Source organism: Rhodococcus sp. YH1 (assembly GCF_009939605.1).
In the GTDB taxonomy this organism is placed as follows: Bacteria; Actinomycetota; Actinomycetes; order Mycobacteriales; family Mycobacteriaceae; genus Rhodococcus; species Rhodococcus aetherivorans.
The window spans coordinates 1-420 of sequence record NZ_WVTE01000205.1 but is presented as its reverse complement, the minus strand read 5'-3'; the positions used below and the strand labels follow the sequence as shown (position 1 = coordinate 420).

Annotated in this window: 2 pseudogenes; one reads left to right on the top strand and one right to left on the bottom strand. The window is 67.6% G+C overall.

From position 1 onward, the window contains the following. Positions 1-2 precede the first annotated feature (2 nt). Positions 3-62, top strand: a pseudogene (locus tag AIIKEEIJ_RS34315) (hypothetical protein); the annotation flags it as partial. 47 nt (positions 63-109) lie between these two features. Here AIIKEEIJ_RS34315 and AIIKEEIJ_RS14790 read toward each other — a convergent pair. After that, a pseudogene (locus AIIKEEIJ_RS14790) lies at positions 110-420 on the bottom strand (cupin domain-containing protein); the annotation flags it as partial.

The following is a 420-nucleotide window of genomic DNA, read 5'->3' as shown; positions in this document are numbered from 1 at the left end:
TCATGCCCCGTGCGGAGGAGCTCATCGAACGTCACGAGATTCCCCGTGACATCTGGATCGAGGCCGGTAAGGCAGGCTTCCTGGGACTCGAGATCCCGGAGCGCTTCGGTGTTCGCACCGGCGAACCGAGGATCCGGTCGGCCTCCCGCTCGAGATGCTCCCGGTCGAACTTCACCCCGAGCACGGAACACGTTGCGCCCCAGTGGGTGATCACACTCGGCGTGTCGGCCCGGAAAACGGTGGCCTGACCGGGCACCGAAACGGTCTCGCCGTGGCTGCCACGGGACTCGAGCCGGCCGGTGACCGGGATGTTCACCTCGTAGGCGCCCGGATAGTCGCACGCGATGGCGATGTCGGCACCCCAGTGCAGGCGGCCGAGGGTCACCCCGCCGAGATCGACCGTCGTCAGCGACAGCTTCG